Genomic DNA, 16,451 nt, shown 5'->3' on the forward strand with positions numbered 1-16,451 from the left:
CGCAACCGGCCATCCCATTCCCTTTCCACCACCACCACCACGAGACCCCGCCATGAGCGACACCGTCACCACCACCATTCCCCTCACCGTCATGCCCAGCGGCAAGACCTTCGACGCCGAGACTGGCATCACGCTGCTGGAGGCCCTGCGCCGCGCCGGCGTGCTCGCGCACGAATGCGACGGTGGCGCCAAGTGCAGCGACGCCTGCCATCTCTTCGTGCTCGAAGGCCGCAAGAGCCTGTCGAAGACCACGCGCGAGGAGAACGAGCGCCTGGACGCCATCGTCGGCGTCGGCGCCAAGTCGCGGCTGGCCTGCCGCGCCGTGCTGGGCGACCAGCCGGTGACGGTCGAAGTGCTGAGCTTCGTCTGACACCTGGGCATTCGGGCGCAACGGCCATGGCCGCCAATTCCGACGCGCGGCACCCGCCTTCTGGCGGGACCCCCGGGCCCGCGGCCGATGAGCCCGCGTCCCTTGTCTGCGACGTGGCCATCGTCGGTGCCGGCCTGGCCGGGCTGGCGCTGGCGCGTCGACTGCACCTGGCCGGCCGCCAGGTCCGCGTGCTGGAGGCACGCGAGCGCATCGGCGGCCGGCTGCTCACGCGCGCCAGCGCCGCCACCGGCCAGCCGCTGGACCTGGGCGCCGCCTGGTTCTGGCCCGCCACCGAGCCGGGCATCGCGGCGCTGCTGGCCGAGCTGGGCCTGGCCAGTGCGCCCCAGCACGACCCCGGCGATGCGCTGTGGCTGGACGACCCCGAGCGCGCCCCTGAACGACACGACGCCGCCCCGGGCCAGGTCCACCAGGGCGCACGCCGCATCGAGGGCGGCAGCGCGCGGCTGGCGCAGACGCTGGCCGACGCCCTGCCGCCGCAGGCGCTGTGCCTGACGGCCGCGGTGTGCGAAGTGCACCGCGCGGAAGGCGGCGGCGTGCTGCTGCAACTGGCCGATGGCCAGCGCCTGCATGTCGCGCAGCTGGTGCTGGCCCTGCCGCCCAGGCTGGCCGCCGAGCGCATCCGCTTCGTGCCGGCCCTGCCACCGACGCTGGCGAATGCCCTGGCGGCCGTGCCCACCTGGATGGCCACGCAGGCCAAGGCGGCCAGCGCCTTCGGCCGGCCCTTCTGGCGCGAGGCCGGCCATTCCGGCAATGCCTTCGTGCGCCATCCGCAGGCCGTGCTGGGCGAGGTGTTCGACGCCGGCACCGGGCCGCACGGCGCGCTGGCCGGCTTCGTGGCGCTGGACGCGCAGCAGCGCCAGGACTTCCGCCGCGGCCTGCCGCTGCTGGTGCACAGCCAGCTCGGCCAGCTCTACGGCGCCGAGGCGCAGGACGGCGAGCTGCACCTGCAGGACTGGGCCGAGGAGCCCTGGACCTGTGCGCAGGCCGACCGCGCCGGCCCTGCCGAGCCGCCGCGGGCCGACGCTCGGCTGCGCCAGCCCTGGTGGGGCGGGCGCCTGTTCTTCGCCGGCACCGAGACCGCCCTGCACGGCGCCGGCCACATGGAAGGCGCGCTGGACAGTGCCGAGCGCGTCGCGTCGCAGCTGCTGCTGGGGCCGACAGGCACCCGCCCTGCAACGCCCGCGGATGCGACGGCTGCCGTGGCTACCTTCCAACAACTCGTGCAGGGCCTGCGTGCCCAGGGGCCGGAGCGCTACCAGCATCACCTGGTGCGCATGCTCTCGGGCACGGCGGCGGGCGCGGACGCGCAGGGCGGGCTGAGCGCCCGCGCGCTGCGCGCCAGTGCCGAGCAGTGCTACGGCGATGCGCTGGCGGGCCTGGACGCACTGTTGCCGGTGTTGACGGCCGAGGCCGGCGCGCCGGAGCAGGGCCGCCATCCGGTCACGCCGGCGCTGCTGTCGGCCTTCTCGGGCTGGAGCCAGTCGCTGGTCGACGAGGCGCTGGGGTTCAACGCGCGCTCCTGCGCGCTGTCCAACCTGCCGCACGAGCACCAGCCCGGCGCCGAGGACCGGCGTGCCATCGCCCGTGCGCTGGCCGCGGCCTGGCAGGCCTTCGCGCTGGAGCTCAATGCGCGCCTGTGTGCCGCGGCCGAGGCGGCAGCGGAGTGCGTGGCATGAGCGGCCAACCGGCCGCTCCCAAGGGCACGCGCAGCGCAGCCGCAGCCGCAGCCGATGGTCCTCTTGAAAGTCCCCCGACGGGCCCGGCCCCTCCTGCGCCCGGCATCGGGGTGCAGGCCCCTGTCGGCGGCATCGAGACCGGCGCGCTGCTGGGCATCGTGGAGCAGGCGGGCGCCGGCATCGCGACGCTCATCGAAGGCCTGAGCCGCGAGGAGCTGCTGCGCTCGCGCCTGACCCGGCAGGAGGTGCTGCGCCTGCTGGCGCGCATGGCCGCGGCCCTGGGCACGCTGGCGCCTGGCGTGCGCGCCCGCATGCCCGAGCTGGACTGGGAGGGCTGGCAGTCGCTGGCGCAGCGTCTGGCGCTGCCACCCGGCCCCGCACTGGACGACACGCTGGCCTTCGGCTGCGAAGCGGTGCTGCCGGCCACGCTGCTGTGGCTGCGCGTGTACCGGCAAGGGCAGCCCGAGCTGTTCCAGATGGTGCCTTGAACGGTCAGCGCCGCTGTGCCGCTTCGGGGCCTCGGACGGCCGCCGGGGCGGCAGCGCTTCGGGGCCGCGGCGCGCGCAGGCACCTTGTTCCTTCGTCAGCCGTTCACCACAGCCGGTGCAGGTCCACCGACGCCAGCTGGCGCACGAAGCGCGGACCGGTGTGGGTGTCATGCAGGCTCAGCAGCGCGAAGGGCGCGGTGCGCGCGTCCAGCGGCGCGCGGACGCAGTCGAAGGCCAGGTACACGCCTTCGCCGACCTGCGTGTGGAACAGCTCGCCCCACGAGAACAGCGCCCGGTAGCCGTCCGCGCCTTCGGCGACCACGGCCGTGCGCTTGAAGTCCGTGCGCTCGCCGAAGGCGGGCTCGGCGCGCTCGATCAGCCGCCGCAGCGGCACGCCACGCATGGGCCGCGGGCCCCCATGCGCGCCGTCGAGCGTGCAGCGGACGACGAAGCCCGGCACGTCCTCGGCGCCCAGTGCGTCCAGGGCTTCGGCATCCAGGGCCAGGGGCTGGCGGACCCAGCCGCCGATGCGGACCTGCGGCGGCCGCGGCAGCGCATGGCGCCGCAGCCCGTGGCCGCACATCGGGCCGGGACCCGGCCAGGCCGGGGATGAAGACGAGGCGGTCATGACGCACTCCTGGTGGGATGAGAGGGAAGCCCGGGCCCGCCCGGAAGCAGGCAGGCCGACGCAGTCCCATGTGTTCTCGACTACATAGCGTGTGCAACCCATGTGCCATCCCATCGGCACGGAGAAAGCGGCTTCGGCGGTCGTGACGTGCGCCGAAGCGGACAGAACGGACAGTGCCGGTCGGCTTTGCGACAGGGCCGGGCACGGTCCCCGTGATCGGCTGGTGCTCGTGCGGTCGGGGGCCACGCAGGGGTGCGGCATGCGCCTTGCAGTCCGCAGCGGTATCGCCCGTCCGCGCCTGCCCGACCATGAACGTGCTCCAGCTCATCGAAGCCCTGCACCGCCTGCCACCGCAGGCGACGGTGCTGCTGGAGGGCGATGCCGGCTATTCGCCGCTGGGCGCGGTGGAACTGTTCAGTCCGGGCGGCGGCCAGCCGGACGAGGTGCTGCTGCAGCCGGACATGACGCCGGATTGAGGGATGCCATGAACGAGTCCGCCCAGGCCGGCTTGCGCTACTTCAGCAGCTACAGCGGCCGGGGCCTGCCGCTGCGGCTGGTGGGCGAACTGCCGCCCGAGGTGATCGCCCACCGCAACACCTTCTCATGCCGCCACGGGCGTGTCCAGCACGGCCTTCACGTTCAGCGTCATGTTGTTCTTGACCGCGTCCGCATAGGGACAGATGCCCCGTGCGCGTTCGACCAGGTTGTCGGCCGTGGCCTGATCCAGCGTGCCGGCCATGAACAGCGTCAGGCTCAGCGCCATGCGGTAGGCGCCCTCGAAGGTGACGTACATCGACAGCGTGGCCTCTGCATAGCAGCCGCGCAGCGGCAGCTTGTCGGCACGGGCGATGTGGCGCACGGAATGCTCGAAGCAGGCGGCGAAGGCCCCGGCGAAGAGCTGCTCGGGGTTGGGTGCGCCGCCCGGACCGCCCATCTCGGTGGGCACGGCCAGCTTGAGCTTGAAGCGGCCGTCCTCGCTCTGCACCTGGCCGCTGCGGCCGCCCTGGGTGAGCATGGTGGTCTTGTAGACGATGTCCATGGCCTTGTTCCTTATCGTCGATGGGAGGCAAGCGCGGGGCGGGGGGCGTTCAGCGCTCCTTCAGCAGCTTCTTGCGCTCGGCCGGGCTGAAGTGGCTCAGGTGGCCGGCCGCCGCGGCCGCGCGGCGGTTGGACATGCGGATGGCCTCGATCTTGCCGGCGGGCGCGATGCGCGAGAGGGCCTTGTCCACGGCGGCGCTTCCGCAGGCAGGGCAGGCGGGCGGCGTGGCACCGGCGCGCACCAGCGCCTCGAAGCCGTGGCCGCATGCGCTGCAGTGGTAGTCGTAGAGGGGCATGGGGCGCTCCAGATGGCAGAAGGAATGGATCTCAGGGCGACGGGGCAGGGCAGCCCCCGGAGGCATGGGGCGCGGCGGCACAGCCTTCCAGGGCCGCGGGCGCCGGGGCGTTGGGTCCCAGACCCACCCAGTCGTGCACCTGCTGCGTGTCGAAGCCCACCAGGCGGCTGTCGCCCGACTGCATCAGCGGGCGGCGGATGAGCAGCGGCTCGGCCAGTAGCAGAGCCAGGGCGGCCTCGGCGTCCAGCTGCTCCGGCACCACCTCGCCGGACTTGACGCTCGGCGCCGCACGGTTGAACCACTGGGCCACCGGCAGCGGCGCCAGGAAGTCCAGCAATGCCTGCGCCGTCCAGGGCCAGGCGAGCAGGTCGCGGGTCTCCAGCGTGTGGCGGGCGCCGCGCAGCAGGGCCTTCTGCCGCGCATTGCCGCCGCAGCCGGGCTTCTCGTAGAAGACGATGTGGGCCATGGCGTGCTCGTTCACACCTTCTCAGGCCGCCAGCGCGGGCCGCGCGCGTCGTTCGACCTCGCGCAGCAACTGCAGGCATTCGAGGTTGGCCGCCATGTCCAGGGCGGTGAAGTCGTCCTGCGTGCGGGGTCGCCAGTCGGCGCCGAGGGCGAGCAGGGTGCGCAGCACCAGGGTCTTGCCGGCGGAGGAGGCGTACATGAGGCAGGTGGCGCCGACCTTGTTGGCATGGTCCAGCGGGACGCCCGCGCGCACCAGGCACTCGATCAGCGCCGGCTCGCCATGCACGCAGGCCAGCCACAGCGCGTTGTTGCCGTCGGCATTGGTGGCGTCCAGCGCCACGCCATGGGCCAGCAGGGCCTGCACCGCATCCGCCTGACCGCGCCAGGCGGCGAGCATCAGCGGCGTGTTGCCGTGGGCGGCGCGGGCCTCGGGGCCGGACAGGCCCTGCTGCGCGAGCCAGGCGGCCAGTGCCGGGGCCACGGGACGGGCGGATGCGGCCGGGGGCACGACGCGCAGATCGACCGGGCGCGCGGCGGCCTGCGCGTGGACGAGCCAGGCCGCGTGGCCGCCGATCAGGTCCACCACTTCGGTGAAGCCGAAGTCCGCGAACATCTGCGCCCAGGTCTGGCTGGCGCGGCCGTGGTAGCAGTAGATGAACACGGGCCGCCGTCGGTCGGTGCGCAGCAGCAGGGCGTCCTGGTTGTCGCGGCTGAGGCACAGGGCGCCGGGCAGGGCGTCCTGGGCATGGTGGGCGGCGTCGCGCGCGTCCAGCATCAGCGCCTGGGGATGGCGCTCGCGCCAGGCGGGCAGTTCGGCGGCGGTGATGCGGCGGTAGGTGCGTTGTCCGGTCATGGCGGCGGGGAGGCAGGGCTTCGGTGGGGATAGGGCGGTTCGGTGCGGATGCGCTCGTCGCGCAGGGCCTGCCCGACGCTGAAGTGGTAGAGCACCTGCCACTGCGCTCCGGCGACGGGCTCGGCTGGCAGGCCGACGAGGGCATGCACCTCGTCGTCGAAATAGCAGCCGATGCCGGTGCCGGCCAGGCCGGCGGCTTCGGCTTCCAGGTACAGCACCTGGCCGGCCAGGCCGGCCTCGCGCAGCAGGGCACGGTAGCGGGCGGGCTCGGTGCGCACGGGCGCCAGGTCGGCCAGCAGGGCGATGACGAAGACGGCGTGCGCCCCCAGCGCCTGGTGGCAGCTGAGGGTGCGCAGGGCGGCCGGCAGCCGCTCGTGCAGGGCCAGGCGCCACAGGGGCCCCGGGGCTTCAGCCACGCGCTGCCAGTCGAGGTGCGGCAGCACGGCCTGCAGCGAAGCCAGGGCGCCATCGCCAGCGCCGTCGGCGCCGCGGGGGAGCAGGTAGGCGCCGGGCGCGAGCCCGTCGACGCGGTGGGCGAAGAGCACGGCCTGCACGGCGGGCGGCTGGGGCAGGGCGTCCCATGGGAGCACGGCCGCATCGCCCCGGCGGGGCTGCAGGGCAGCCAGCAACGGCCAGAGCCGCTGCGCCGGCATCCGGGCCGTCGGGTCGAAGCGCTGGGCGCTGCGGCGACGACGGATCAGCGATTCGGCATCCGCATGAGCGGATGGCGCCGCGGCAGGCGCAGTTGCCGCCGCAGCCGCAGACGTAGACGTAGACGTAGACGTAGACGTAGACGTAGACGGGGCGGCGCTACCGGCCGTGGCAGGCGCCTCTGCCTGCGCGCGCGAGGCGCGGGCGGCTTCGCCAATCACCGGCCAGCGGTACATGGGGTGTGCATCGAGCCGGTTGGCACGACCCTGCCAGTCGTGCAGGCCCTGCCAGTGCACTTCCACCGGTGCGCCGAAGTCCACCGCCAGCAGCAGGTCCGGCTCTTCGGGCTCGGCATCGGCAAAGTCTTCGGGCCGGTCCAGGCCAAGGCAGCGGGCGATGGCCTCGTGGCCGGGGCGCAGGTCGTGCAGGCGCCAGCCCAGCAGGGCAGCGGCGTAGCGCAGGGCGCCCAGCGCATGGCCGGCATCGAGCTGGCAGTAGCGGAAGGCGCGCTCACCGTACTTCCAGGCTTCGCGCCAGTGGATGGAGGACAGGCCCACCGCAAGGGCGGGCGCCGTGCCGGGCGCAGCGGCCAGGCTGGCGCGCCGCTCCAGCGCATGCAGCTCGGGGGTGTAGTGGTGCAGGCCATCGGGCAGGCCCGCCACGCCGCGCGCCAGCAGGTAGCCCTCGGTGGGATGCAGGTCGCCGCTGGAGGGCGTGCAGCGCACGGCCCAGCGGTCGGGGCCGGCCTGCTTCCAGGCCGACAGCGCCAGGCTCAGCTCGAAGAGCAGGCCCAGGCTTTCCAGCGTGGGGGCGGCGGGCGGAATGGCGCCGGGCGCGAAGAGCGCGGCCCAGGGCGTGCGCCGCTGGGCCGCGGGCAGCGGCAGCGCCACCTGCTGCGCGCCGGCATAGCGGCGGAAGGGGTCGGGCTGCGCGTCCCAGTCCAGCGTCTCGGGGCCGGCCGCGTAGCGCTGCGGCCGGTGCTTGGTGCGCGCGTGGTAGGTCAGCAGGGACATGGGGGTCTCGCGCGCAGGGCTCTCGGGCGCTCAGGCGCTCAGGCGCTCAGGCGCCGCGCATGACGCAGCAGTTCGCGCGCGCGGTCGGCCGCCATGTCCGCCGCGGCGCGGCCATCGGGCGCGCAGGGTACGGCGCTGGCGCCCAGCTGGCGCAGCAGGGCCATCAGCTCGGCACGTCCGCTGGCGGCGGCCTGCATCAGGCAGGTGAGGCCGCCGTCGTCCGCATGGTCGATGTCGGCCCCGGCCTGCAGCAGCTGCACGATGGTGGCCGGCCAGCCCTGCAGGCAGGCATACCAGAGGGCCGTGCGGCCCTGGTCGTCCTCGGCATCCACCGGCACGCCGCGGCCCAGCAATGCGGCGGTGGCCGACGCGTCGCCCTGCCAGGCGGCGCGCATGAGGGCGGTCTCGCCCTCTTCGGCGCGCGCCAAGGGGCCTGGAAAGCCCTGCTGCGCGAGCCAGTTGGACAGCGCAGCGGCAGACCCGGCAAGCTGCGGATGCAGGCGGGCGATGGGCGCCTCGTCCGCGAGGACACAGGGCCCGTGGGCGGGAAGCGGGGCAGGCATGGCGGCGCCGTGCAGGCTCAGACCGGCCGGTTCTCGTTGGGGTTGCGCACCGGCCCCATCAACTCCAGTCCCTCGGCGTAGGTGATGGTGTCGAAGGTGACGTCGAACTTCAGCGCGGCATCGGCCACGGCATCGAGCTTGCCGGCGGTGTCTTTCTTCTTGAGGTCGCCCTTCTCCAGGTACAGCAGCTCCAGCATCTCGTTGTAGACCGTGTTCTCGAGGATGGGCAGCACGTAGAACATGGCGCCCTTGTAGGGCACCTGGTATTTCTTCGACAGGTCGATGTTGTCGCAGAAGAGGAAGTACTTGCCGCCGGCGCTGAGCGTGTCGCCCAGCGTCTCGGCCACGTCCTTGAGCGACTCGAAGGACAGCAGCCAGCCGCAGAAGAAGGGCAGGTGCTTGTCGCCGGCGGTGGCCACGGCCATCACCTGGTCGCAGGTGAGCTCGGGCGGGCGGGCCTCGTCGGCCAGCTTGGCCGAGAAGCGCAGTGCCAGTTCGCCGCGGAAGCCGAAGCGGCCCGGCTTGTGGGTGGGCGCCTTGAGCACCGGGTTCAGCAGGCGGCCTTCGGCTTCGAGGCGCGCGAAGGCGGTGTCCTGGATCTCGGTCTGGGTGGCCGTGGCGGTCATGGAGCTTCCTTGAGGGTGGTGAGAGAAAGGGGGTGCTGGGGCGCGGTCCGGGTGTCGGTGTTGCGCATCCAGTCGGCGGTCTTGAAGAAGGCGGCCATCAGCTCGGCCTGCAGCGCGGCGTCGGCATCCACGGCCTGCAGGGCGGCCTGCATGCAGGCGAGCCAGGCGTCGCGCTCGGCCGCGCCGATGGCGAAGCCGGCGTGCCGCATGCGCAGCCGCGGATGGCCGCGCCGGGCGGAATAGTCCTTGGGTCCGCCCAGCCATTCGCGCAGGTAGAGCACCAGCACGGCCTTCGTCGCGCTCAGGTCGGGCTCGTGCATGGCGCGGATGCGCTGCGCGCCGGGCCAGGTGTCCATGTGGCGGTAGAAGGCCTCCACCAGCCGCACGACGGCCGCATCGCCGCCCAGGCGCTCGTAGTGCGTGTTCAGCGGCGATGGGGTCGTGGCAACGGACGCGGTCATGCCCTGCGTTCTGCAATCGGCGTACCAGCGCCATTGCGCCCGACAGGGCGGTCCAAAACACGACAGGTGCGACATGTGCGACAGGTCGGCGGGCGTTGTGCGGTCGAACGCCGCCGTTCGCGACGCGCGATGCAGGGTTTGTCGCGAACCGTACAAGCCCCGCGTCTGCCGCCGACGCAGGGGGCAAATAGGCATTTCTCCCTCTGGAGAGTGGACTTTCGGAGGGATTCCATGCAGGTCGAAGGGGCATGGCATGGAAGCTGCGAAGAGGGGGTGCGCGGACACAAGTCCGGCCGATGCGTGACCCCGACAAGAAGAGCTACAGCAGGACCACGACAGGCTGACATGGGCGCGGCTTTCTGCAACGCAACCTTTCAACCCTTCACTCTCACTGGAGTAATCGCAATGTCCAAACTTCGGCAAATCGCCTTCTACGGCAAGGGCGGCATCGGCAAGTCCACCACCTCCCAGAACACGCTGGCCGCGCTCACCGAGCTGGGCCAGAAGATCCTGATCGTCGGCTGCGACCCCAAGGCCGACTCCACCCGCCTGATCCTGCACGCAAAGGCCCAGGACACCATCCTCTCGCTGGCGGCGGAAGCCGGTTCGGTGGAGGACCTGGAGCTCGAGGACGTGATGAAGATCGGCTACAAGGACATCCGCTGCGTGGAGTCCGGTGGCCCGGAGCCGGGCGTCGGCTGCGCCGGCCGCGGCGTGATCACCTCGATCAACTTCCTCGAAGAGAACGGCGCCTATGACGGCGTGGACTACGTCTCCTACGACGTGCTCGGCGACGTGGTGTGCGGCGGCTTCGCCATGCCCATCCGCGAGAACAAGGCGCAGGAGATCTACATCGTCATGTCCGGCGAGATGATGGCCATGTACGCGGCCAACAACATCTCCAAGGGCATTCTGAAGTACGCCAACAGCGGCGGCGTGCGCCTGGGCGGCCTGGTCTGCAACGAGCGCCAGACCGACAAGGAACTGGAACTGGCCGAGTCGCTGGCCAAGATGCTGGGCAGCAAGCTCATCCACTTCGTGCCGCGCGACAACATCGTGCAGCACGCCGAGCTGCGCCGCATGACGGTGATCGAGTACGCCCCGGATTCGAAGCAGGCCGCCGAGTACCGCCAGCTCGCCACCAAGATCCACAACAACGCCGGCAACGGCACCATCCCCACGCCCATCACCATGGACCAGCTGGAAGACCTGCTGATGGAGCACGGGATCATGAAGCAGATCGACGAGTCGCAGGTCGGCAAGGCCGCCGCCGAACTGGCTGCCTGATTCCAAGCGTGCAAGCCCGGGCCCCGCACGGCGGGGCCCGGCGCCGCCCCCTTTCCATCCTTACGGAGCATCCCCCATGACCGCCACCGTTGAAGAGCGCAAGGCCGCGAACAAGGCCCTGATCGATGAAGTGCTGAAGGCCTATCCCGAGAAGATGGCCAAGCGGCGCGCCAAGCACCTGGGCACCTTCGAAGAAGGCAAGCCCGACTGCGGCGTGAAGTCCAACATCAAATCCCTGCCGGGCGTGATGACCATCCGCGGCTGCGCCTACGCCGGCTCCAAGGGCGTGGTCTGGGGCCCTATCAAGGACATGATCCACATCAGCCACGGCCCGGTGGGCTGCGGCCAGTACAGCTGGGCCGCGCGCCGCAACTACTACATCGGCATCACCGGCGTGGACACCTTCGTGACGATGCAGTTCACCTCCGACTTCCAGGAGAAGGACATCGTCTTCGGCGGCGACAAGAAGCTCGACAAGATCATCGACGAGATCCAGGCGCTGTTCCCGCTGAACAAGGGCATCTCGATCCAGTCCGAATGCCCCATCGGCCTGATCGGCGACGACATCGAGGCCGTCAGCAAGAAGAAGAGCAAGGAGTACGAAGGCCACACCATCGTGCCCGTGCGCTGCGAAGGCTTCCGCGGCGTGAGCCAGTCGCTGGGTCACCACCTGGCCAACGACGCCATCCGCGACTGGGTGTTCGACAAGGTCGACCCCGACAAGCGCCCCGACTTCGTCTCCACGCCCTACGACGTGGCCATCATCGGCGACTACAACATCGGCGGCGATGCCTGGTCCAGCCGCATCCTGCTGGAAGAGATCGGCCTGCGCGTGATCGCCCAGTGGTCGGGCGACGGCACCATCGCCGAGCTGGAGAACACGCCGCGCGCCAAGCTCAACGTGCTGCACTGCTACCGCTCGATGAACTACATCAGCCGGCACATGGAAGAGAAGTACGGCATCCCATGGGTGGAGTACAACTTCTTCGGCCCCACGATGATCGAGAAGAGCCTGCGCGAGATCGCCAGCCACTTCGACGACACCATCAAGGCCAATGCCGAGAAGGTCATCGCCAAGTACAAGCCGCTGATGCAGGCCGTCATCGACAAGTACAAGCCGCGCCTGCAGGGCAAGAAGGTCATGCTGTACGTGGGCGGCCTGCGTCCACGCCACGTGATCGGCGCCTACGAGGACCTGGGCATGGACGTGGTGGGCACGGGCTACGAGTTCGGCCACAACGACGACTACCAGCGCACCACGCACTACATCAAGGACAGCACGCTGATCTACGACGACGTGACCGGCTACGAGTTCGAGCACTTCGTCGACAAGATCAAGCCCGACCTGATCGGCTCCGGCATCAAGGAGAAGTACGTCTTCCAGAAGATGGGCGTGCCCTTCCGTCAGATGCACAGCTGGGACTACTCGGGCCCCTACCACGGCTATGACGGCTTCGCCATCTTCGCCCGCGACATGGACATGGCGATCAGCTCGCCGATCTGGGGCCTGACCAAGGCGCCCTGGAAGTCCTGATCCCCGCCTGCGCAACGCCGTGGCCCGCGCGCACCCCGTGCGCGGGTCGCCCGAGCCGCCCCACGACCTCTTTTCCATCGGAGCCCGCCATGCCCCAATCCGCCGACAAGATCCTCGATCACGAACTGCTGTTCCGCGAGCCGGAATACCAGGACATCTTCAAACGCAAGAAGGAAGAGTTCGAGTTCAACCACCCCGATGACAAGATCAAGCAGGTCATCGAGTGGACCAAGACCGAGGACTACAAAGAGAAGAATTTCGCCCGCGATTCGCTGACCGTGAATCCGGCCAAGGCCTGCCAGCCGCTGGGTGCGGTGTACGTGGCCAACGGCTTCCACAAGACGCTGTCGTTCGTGCACGGCTCGCAGGGCTGCGTGGCCTACTACCGCAGCCACTTCAGCCGCCACTTCAAGGAGCCCACCTCCTGCGTCAGCTCCTCGATGACGGAGGACGCGGCGGTGTTCGGCGGCCTGAACAACATGATCGACGGCCTGGCCAACGCCTACAACCTGTACAAGCCCGAGATGATCGCCGTCAGCACCACCTGCATGGCGGAAGTGATCGGCGACGACCTGGACGCCTTCATCAAGAACAGCAAGCAGAAGGGCAGCGTGCCCGAGGCCTACGACGTGCCCTTCGCGCACACGCCGGCCTTCGTCGGCAGCCACATCACCGGCTACGACAACGCGCTGCTGGGCATCCTCAAGCACTTCTGGGACGGCAAGGCCGGCACGGCGCCCAAGCTGGAGCGCGTTCCCAACGACAGCATCAACTTCATCGGCGGCTTCGACGGCTTCGTCGTGGGCAACATGAAGGAGATCCGCCGCATCTTCAGCCTGTTCGGCGTGAAGGCGAACATCATTTGCGACCCCTCCGAGACCTGGAACACGCCCACCGACGGCGAGTTCCGCATGTACGAGGGCGGCACCACCAAGGAAGAGGTCGAGGCCGCGCTGCATGCCAAGGCCACCATCGTCTTCCAGGAGTACTGCTGCGAGAAGACCACCAAGTTCATCGCCGAGCACGGCCAGGAAGTCGTGGTGCTCAACGCGCCCATCGGCGTGGCCGGCACCGACGAATTCCTGATGGCCATCTCGCGCCTGACCGGCAAGCCGATCCCGGCCGAGCTGGAGAAGGAGCGCGGCCAGCTGGTGGACGCCATGGCCGACAGCCAGGCCCACCTGCACGGCAAGCGCTTCGCCCTGTACGGCGATCCGGACCAGATGCTGGGCACCACGCGCTTCCTGCTGGAGCTGGGCGCCGAGCCGGCCCATGTGCTGGCCACCAACGGCAACGACGACTGGGCGGCCAAGGTGCAGGCCCTGTTCGACGCCTCGCCCTATGGTGCCAACTGCAAGGTCTATCCCAAGCGCGACCTGTGGCACATGCGCTCGCTGCTGTTCACCGAGCCGGTGGACTTCCTGATCGGCAACACCTACGGCAAGTACCTGGAGCGCGACACCAAGACGCCGCTGGTGCGCATGACCTTTCCGATCTTCGACCGCCACCACTACCACCGCTATCCCACCTGGGGCTACGACGGTGCGCTGCGCACGCTGGTGATGCTGCTGGACGAGTTCTTCGAAACCCTGGACGCGAACACCATCGTGCCGGGCAAGACGGACTACAGCTACGACATCATCCGCTGAGGACGCAGGCCGGCCTTCGCGGCCGGCCTGGCGCCTGGCTTCACTTCTTCACCGAATCGAGGATCGCCCATGTCCGAACCCGAACGCGTGTGGGTCAAGACCACGGAAGACGGCCGCAAGGTCGAAGTGATCGATGGCTGGGTCTGCCTGGCCGGGGTGCGCGAGGCCGAGCACCTGGTCGAGATCCTCGAACACCCCAACCGGCAGGCCATCCTGCGTGCGGTGCCTGGTGCCACGCATGTGGCGGGCCGGCTGCCCCTGACGCACGAGCAGGCGGCCATCGCCCAGGGCGCGCTGCTGGCCGCACAGCGGGTGTTCGATTCCAGCCCGGCCGGCATCACCCAGCGCATCAGCAAGGCCGTGTGGGCCAAGGCGCACGCCGAAGGCGTGGAGTGAGCCGTCCGCCCGGCACTGCCTGAGGCCCATCATGATCTACGTCGTCGAACAGCCCGAAGCCGGCGAACCGCATGCCTGGTTCGCCTATGACGACGAGGACCTGGCCCGCAAGGTCGCCGCGACCGACACGCTGCAGCCGTGGGAGATCCACGACGTGCTCACGGCGCGCGAGCTGCTGCAGGCCCACGGCCACGACGGGCCTGGCGACGCGGCCCGCGCGGCGCTGCCCGCCATCTGCGGTCTGGGCGACGCGCACGGCTGGGACACCCCCCTGTACCGCGCCGATCACCTGCTGGGCCGCGGCGTGCTGCAGTCCGCCCCGGTGACCGAGCGCGACGCCCTGGCGGCTGCCATCGCGGCGCGCGGCGGGCAGCCCTGCATCTATTGGAGCGACACCGAAGCGGTGGCCGCCTTCGAGGGCCACGACCCGCGGCTGGCCGGCGATGCGCGCTGGTGTGCCCGGCGTGCGCTCTACCGTCAACTGGTCGAGCTGGAAGTACTCGCCGACGACAACTGAAGTGAAAAAGGCACCCCCCAAGCCGCTTCGCGGCTCCCCCCTCTCTTGCGCCTTCGGCTTGGAGGGGGGCGCACCCCGAGGCCTGGCAAAGCCAGTTCCTCGGGTGCCCTGGCCTGGCCTGCTCCGCGGCCGTTCGATCCTTGTCGCCGTGCCAGTTTCGCGCGGCGCAGGTGGCGCGCAGCAACATGGAAAACCGACGGGATACCTGCCATGAAGCTGCGCATCGAGCGTCCGCACGCCCAGCAACTCGCCAGCGAATTCCCCGAACTGGCGATGCTGGCCGACCAGCTGCGCTTCGGCGCGCATGCCGAGATCGGGCTGGCCCAGCTGCACCCCGTGGCACTCGACCGTCTGGGCGAGCTGTGGCAGACCGGCGGCGAGCACCAGCGCCGACGCGCTGTGCAGCTGCGCTGCCTGCGCGATGCGCTGGAGGAGCCCGATGCGGAGCGCTTCACCGCCGACCGGCTGGAGCAGGTGGTGCCGGCACTGGTGCGGCACATCGCGGCCGGCGCCCGGCGCGGCTGGCTCTTCAGTGCCGACACCGACAGCCGGCCCCTGGCCTGGTGCCCGACCCGCATCGACTTCGTGCCGGCCAGCAACGACGAGACCGGCAAGGTCTTCGTTGAGATGAAGGCCAACGCGCGCGGCGGCCTCATCACCCAGACCCTGCGGCTGGCGGGCGCCGACGTCGAGGGCCGGACCATCGCCCGGATGCTCCTGTCGCGCGGTCTGATGCGCGAGACCCCGGCGCTGATGGATGCCTACGACGCCACGGCCGAACGCTATTTCGAGTGGCGTGGCGAGTACGGCAGCCAGTTCCTGGGCAGCGGCACCGGCTTCCACGCCGAGGACCCCACCGCCACCCATCGCGACAGCGACTGGCTGCGCAAGGACGTGATCGTGCTCAGCGCCCAGGGCCAGCCGGCCCGGCTGGTGAACGACGAAGGCGTGCTGCAGCAGCGCAACCCCACGCTGGAGGCGCCCGGCACGCTGCTGGCCGGCTACCTGGGCAAGGCCGCCAAGAGCAGCCAGTACGACGCCGAGGACGAGGTCAAGGCCCTGGCCGACGAGCTGCGCCGCGACCGGCCCGGGCTGTTCACCCAGCTGCCGGTGCATCCGCTGATGCTGATGTTCCACCTGGATCTGCACCACCACCTCTGGGTGCATGTGGATGAACTGCAGCCCTATGCCTATCAGCCCGCCCTGAAGCACAAACTGGTGCTGCCGCCCGAACAGACCGACCTGATCGACATCCTCACCGCCGAGATGGACGTGCTGATGGACGACATCGTGGCCGGCAAGTCGGGCGGCACTACGGTGCTGTGCGCGGGCCCGCCCGGCGTGGGCAAGACCCTCACCGCCGAGGTCTATGCCGAGATCGTGCGTCGGCCGCTGTACCGGGTGCACTCGGGCCAGCTGGGCCTGAACGTCTCGACCATGGAGAGCGCCCTCAAGGAGGTGCTGCTGCGCGCCCAGCGCTGGGGCGCCGTGCTGCTGATCGACGAGGCCGACGTCTACATCAAGCGCCGCGACGACGACCTGGCCATGAACGCGGTGGTGGGCGTGTTCCTGCGCGTGCTGGAGTACTTCAGCGGCCTGCTGTTCCTGACCACCAACCGCATCGACGACATCGACGAGGCCATCGTCTCGCGCTGCATCGCGCTGATCCGCTACCACGCGCCGGACGAGGCGGCGCGGCTGCGCATCTGGCAGGTGATGGGCGAGCAGTTCGGCCTGGTGCTGGATGCCGCGCTGCTGCAGCGGCTGCCCACGCTCTTTCCCGCGGCCACCGGCCGTGACATCAAGGGTCTGGCCAAGCTGGTCGCCAAGTACTGCGGCCACAAGGGCGTGCCGGCGACGGAGGAGGCCTTCCTGCGCTGCGCGATGTTCCGCGCGCTCACGCCGGCCGGCGCTTGATC

Annotated in this window: 19 protein-coding genes and 1 pseudogene; 11 read left to right on the forward strand and 9 right to left on the reverse strand. The window is 70.4% G+C overall.

Annotation, left to right across the window (positions count from 1 at the left end; translation table 11 throughout):
• The first annotated feature begins 52 nt into the window (after positions 1 to 52).
• Genes DFR41_RS16535 through DFR41_RS16545 form a run of 3 tightly spaced genes read left to right on the forward strand, consistent with a single transcriptional unit; the run spans position 53 to position 2,555 of the window.
• Positions 53 to 370 carry a 2Fe-2S iron-sulfur cluster-binding protein gene (locus DFR41_RS16535; protein WP_114803515.1) on the forward strand — a complete coding sequence of 106 codons (318 nt, stop codon included), beginning with the start codon at positions 53 to 55 and terminating at the stop codon, positions 368 to 370.
• A 26-nt stretch (positions 371 to 396) separates the two neighbouring features.
• Positions 397 to 2,067: a flavin monoamine oxidase family protein gene (locus DFR41_RS16540; RefSeq protein ID WP_114803516.1), complete on the forward strand. Its 1,671-nt coding sequence runs from the start codon at positions 397 to 399 to the stop codon at positions 2,065 to 2,067.
• Positions 2,064 to 2,555 carry a hypothetical protein gene (locus tag DFR41_RS16545; protein WP_244917777.1) on the forward strand — a complete coding sequence of 164 codons (492 nt, stop codon included), beginning with the start codon at positions 2,064 to 2,066 and terminating at the stop codon, positions 2,553 to 2,555. The genes DFR41_RS16540 and DFR41_RS16545 overlap by 4 nt, the downstream gene beginning before the upstream one ends.
• 103 nt (positions 2,556 to 2,658) lie before the next feature.
• On the opposite strand, the gene DFR41_RS16550 is transcribed toward DFR41_RS16545, so the two are convergent.
• Complete coding sequence (locus tag DFR41_RS16550; RefSeq protein WP_147284372.1) at positions 2,659 to 3,183, reverse strand: molybdopterin-binding protein; 525 nt, start codon at positions 3,181 to 3,183, stop codon at positions 2,659 to 2,661.
• A 308-nt stretch (positions 3,184 to 3,491) separates the two neighbouring features.
• On the opposite strand from DFR41_RS16550, the gene DFR41_RS27735 reads away from it, so the two are divergent.
• Complete coding sequence (locus DFR41_RS27735; RefSeq protein ID WP_017757053.1) at positions 3,492 to 3,659, forward strand: hypothetical protein; 168 nt, start codon at positions 3,492 to 3,494, stop codon at positions 3,657 to 3,659.
• Between the two features lie 8 nt (positions 3,660 to 3,667).
• Positions 3,668 to 3,775: pseudogene (locus tag DFR41_RS28275) on the forward strand (hypothetical protein); the annotation flags it as partial.
• Between the two features lie 9 nt (positions 3,776 to 3,784).
• Here the strand turns inward: DFR41_RS28275 and DFR41_RS16555 are convergent.
• The 8 genes from DFR41_RS16555 to DFR41_RS16590 are packed head-to-tail and all read right to left on the reverse strand — an operon-like array spanning position 3,785 to position 9,149.
• On the reverse strand, positions 3,785 to 4,222 hold the full coding sequence (locus DFR41_RS16555; RefSeq protein ID WP_114803518.1) for an Ohr family peroxiredoxin: 438 nt from the start codon (positions 4,220 to 4,222) through the stop codon (positions 3,785 to 3,787).
• A 49-nt stretch (positions 4,223 to 4,271) separates the two neighbouring features.
• Positions 4,272 to 4,517 (reverse strand): FmdB family zinc ribbon protein, encoded by a 246-nt coding sequence (locus DFR41_RS16560; protein ID WP_114803519.1) that lies wholly within the window; start codon positions 4,515 to 4,517, stop codon positions 4,272 to 4,274.
• Positions 4,518 to 4,548: 31 nt separating this feature from the next.
• Complete coding sequence (locus DFR41_RS16565; protein ID WP_114803520.1) at positions 4,549 to 4,983, reverse strand: ArsC/Spx/MgsR family protein; 435 nt, start codon at positions 4,981 to 4,983, stop codon at positions 4,549 to 4,551.
• A gap of 21 nt (positions 4,984 to 5,004) precedes the next feature.
• Complete coding sequence (locus tag DFR41_RS16570) at positions 5,005 to 5,835, reverse strand: ankyrin repeat domain-containing protein (protein WP_114803521.1); 831 nt, start codon at positions 5,833 to 5,835, stop codon at positions 5,005 to 5,007.
• Positions 5,832 to 7,499 carry a nitroreductase family protein gene (locus DFR41_RS16575; RefSeq protein WP_114803522.1) on the reverse strand — a complete coding sequence of 556 codons (1,668 nt, stop codon included), beginning with the start codon at positions 7,497 to 7,499 and terminating at the stop codon, positions 5,832 to 5,834. Before DFR41_RS16575 ends, DFR41_RS16570 begins: the two co-directional genes overlap by 4 nt.
• A gap of 38 nt (positions 7,500 to 7,537) precedes the next feature.
• Positions 7,538 to 8,062 carry an ankyrin repeat domain-containing protein gene (locus DFR41_RS16580; RefSeq protein ID WP_114803523.1) on the reverse strand — a complete coding sequence of 175 codons (525 nt, stop codon included), beginning with the start codon at positions 8,060 to 8,062 and terminating at the stop codon, positions 7,538 to 7,540.
• A 17-nt stretch (positions 8,063 to 8,079) separates the two neighbouring features.
• Positions 8,080 to 8,688: a hypothetical protein gene (locus tag DFR41_RS16585; protein WP_017760490.1), complete on the reverse strand. Its 609-nt coding sequence runs from the start codon at positions 8,686 to 8,688 to the stop codon at positions 8,080 to 8,082.
• Positions 8,685 to 9,149, reverse strand: a complete 465-nt coding sequence (locus DFR41_RS16590; RefSeq protein WP_017760489.1) for a group II truncated hemoglobin — start codon at positions 9,147 to 9,149, stop codon at positions 8,685 to 8,687. The genes DFR41_RS16585 and DFR41_RS16590 overlap by 4 nt, the downstream gene beginning before the upstream one ends.
• Before the next feature lie 405 nt (positions 9,150 to 9,554).
• On the opposite strand from DFR41_RS16590, the gene nifH reads away from it, so the two are divergent.
• The 6 genes from nifH to DFR41_RS16620 all read left to right on the forward strand — a co-directional run bounded on the left by nifH (position 9,555) and on the right by DFR41_RS16620 (position 16,449).
• On the forward strand, positions 9,555 to 10,436 hold the full coding sequence (nifH, locus tag DFR41_RS16595; protein WP_017760488.1) for a nitrogenase iron protein: 882 nt from the start codon (positions 9,555 to 9,557) through the stop codon (positions 10,434 to 10,436).
• 76 nt (positions 10,437 to 10,512) lie between these two features.
• Complete coding sequence (gene nifD / locus DFR41_RS16600; RefSeq protein WP_114803524.1) at positions 10,513 to 11,970, forward strand: nitrogenase molybdenum-iron protein alpha chain; 1,458 nt, start codon at positions 10,513 to 10,515, stop codon at positions 11,968 to 11,970.
• An 89-nt stretch (positions 11,971 to 12,059) separates the two neighbouring features.
• A complete protein-coding gene (gene nifK / locus DFR41_RS16605; RefSeq protein ID WP_114803525.1) occupies positions 12,060 to 13,619 on the forward strand; it encodes a nitrogenase molybdenum-iron protein subunit beta in 1,560 nt (519 codons plus the stop codon).
• 69 nt (positions 13,620 to 13,688) lie between these two features.
• Positions 13,689 to 14,015 carry a hypothetical protein gene (locus DFR41_RS16610; RefSeq protein ID WP_017757469.1) on the forward strand — a complete coding sequence of 109 codons (327 nt, stop codon included), beginning with the start codon at positions 13,689 to 13,691 and terminating at the stop codon, positions 14,013 to 14,015.
• 31 nt (positions 14,016 to 14,046) lie between these two features.
• Positions 14,047 to 14,532, forward strand: a complete 486-nt coding sequence (locus tag DFR41_RS16615) for a hypothetical protein (RefSeq protein ID WP_114803526.1) — start codon at positions 14,047 to 14,049, stop codon at positions 14,530 to 14,532.
• A gap of 210 nt (positions 14,533 to 14,742) precedes the next feature.
• Positions 14,743 to 16,449: an AAA family ATPase gene (locus tag DFR41_RS16620; protein WP_114803527.1), complete on the forward strand. Its 1,707-nt coding sequence runs from the start codon at positions 14,743 to 14,745 to the stop codon at positions 16,447 to 16,449.
• Positions 16,450 to 16,451: the final 2 nt, after the last annotated feature.

The sequence above is a fragment of the Pseudacidovorax intermedius genome (assembly GCF_003350475.1).
Taxonomy (GTDB): Bacteria; Pseudomonadota; Gammaproteobacteria; order Burkholderiales; family Burkholderiaceae_C; genus Xenophilus; species Xenophilus intermedius.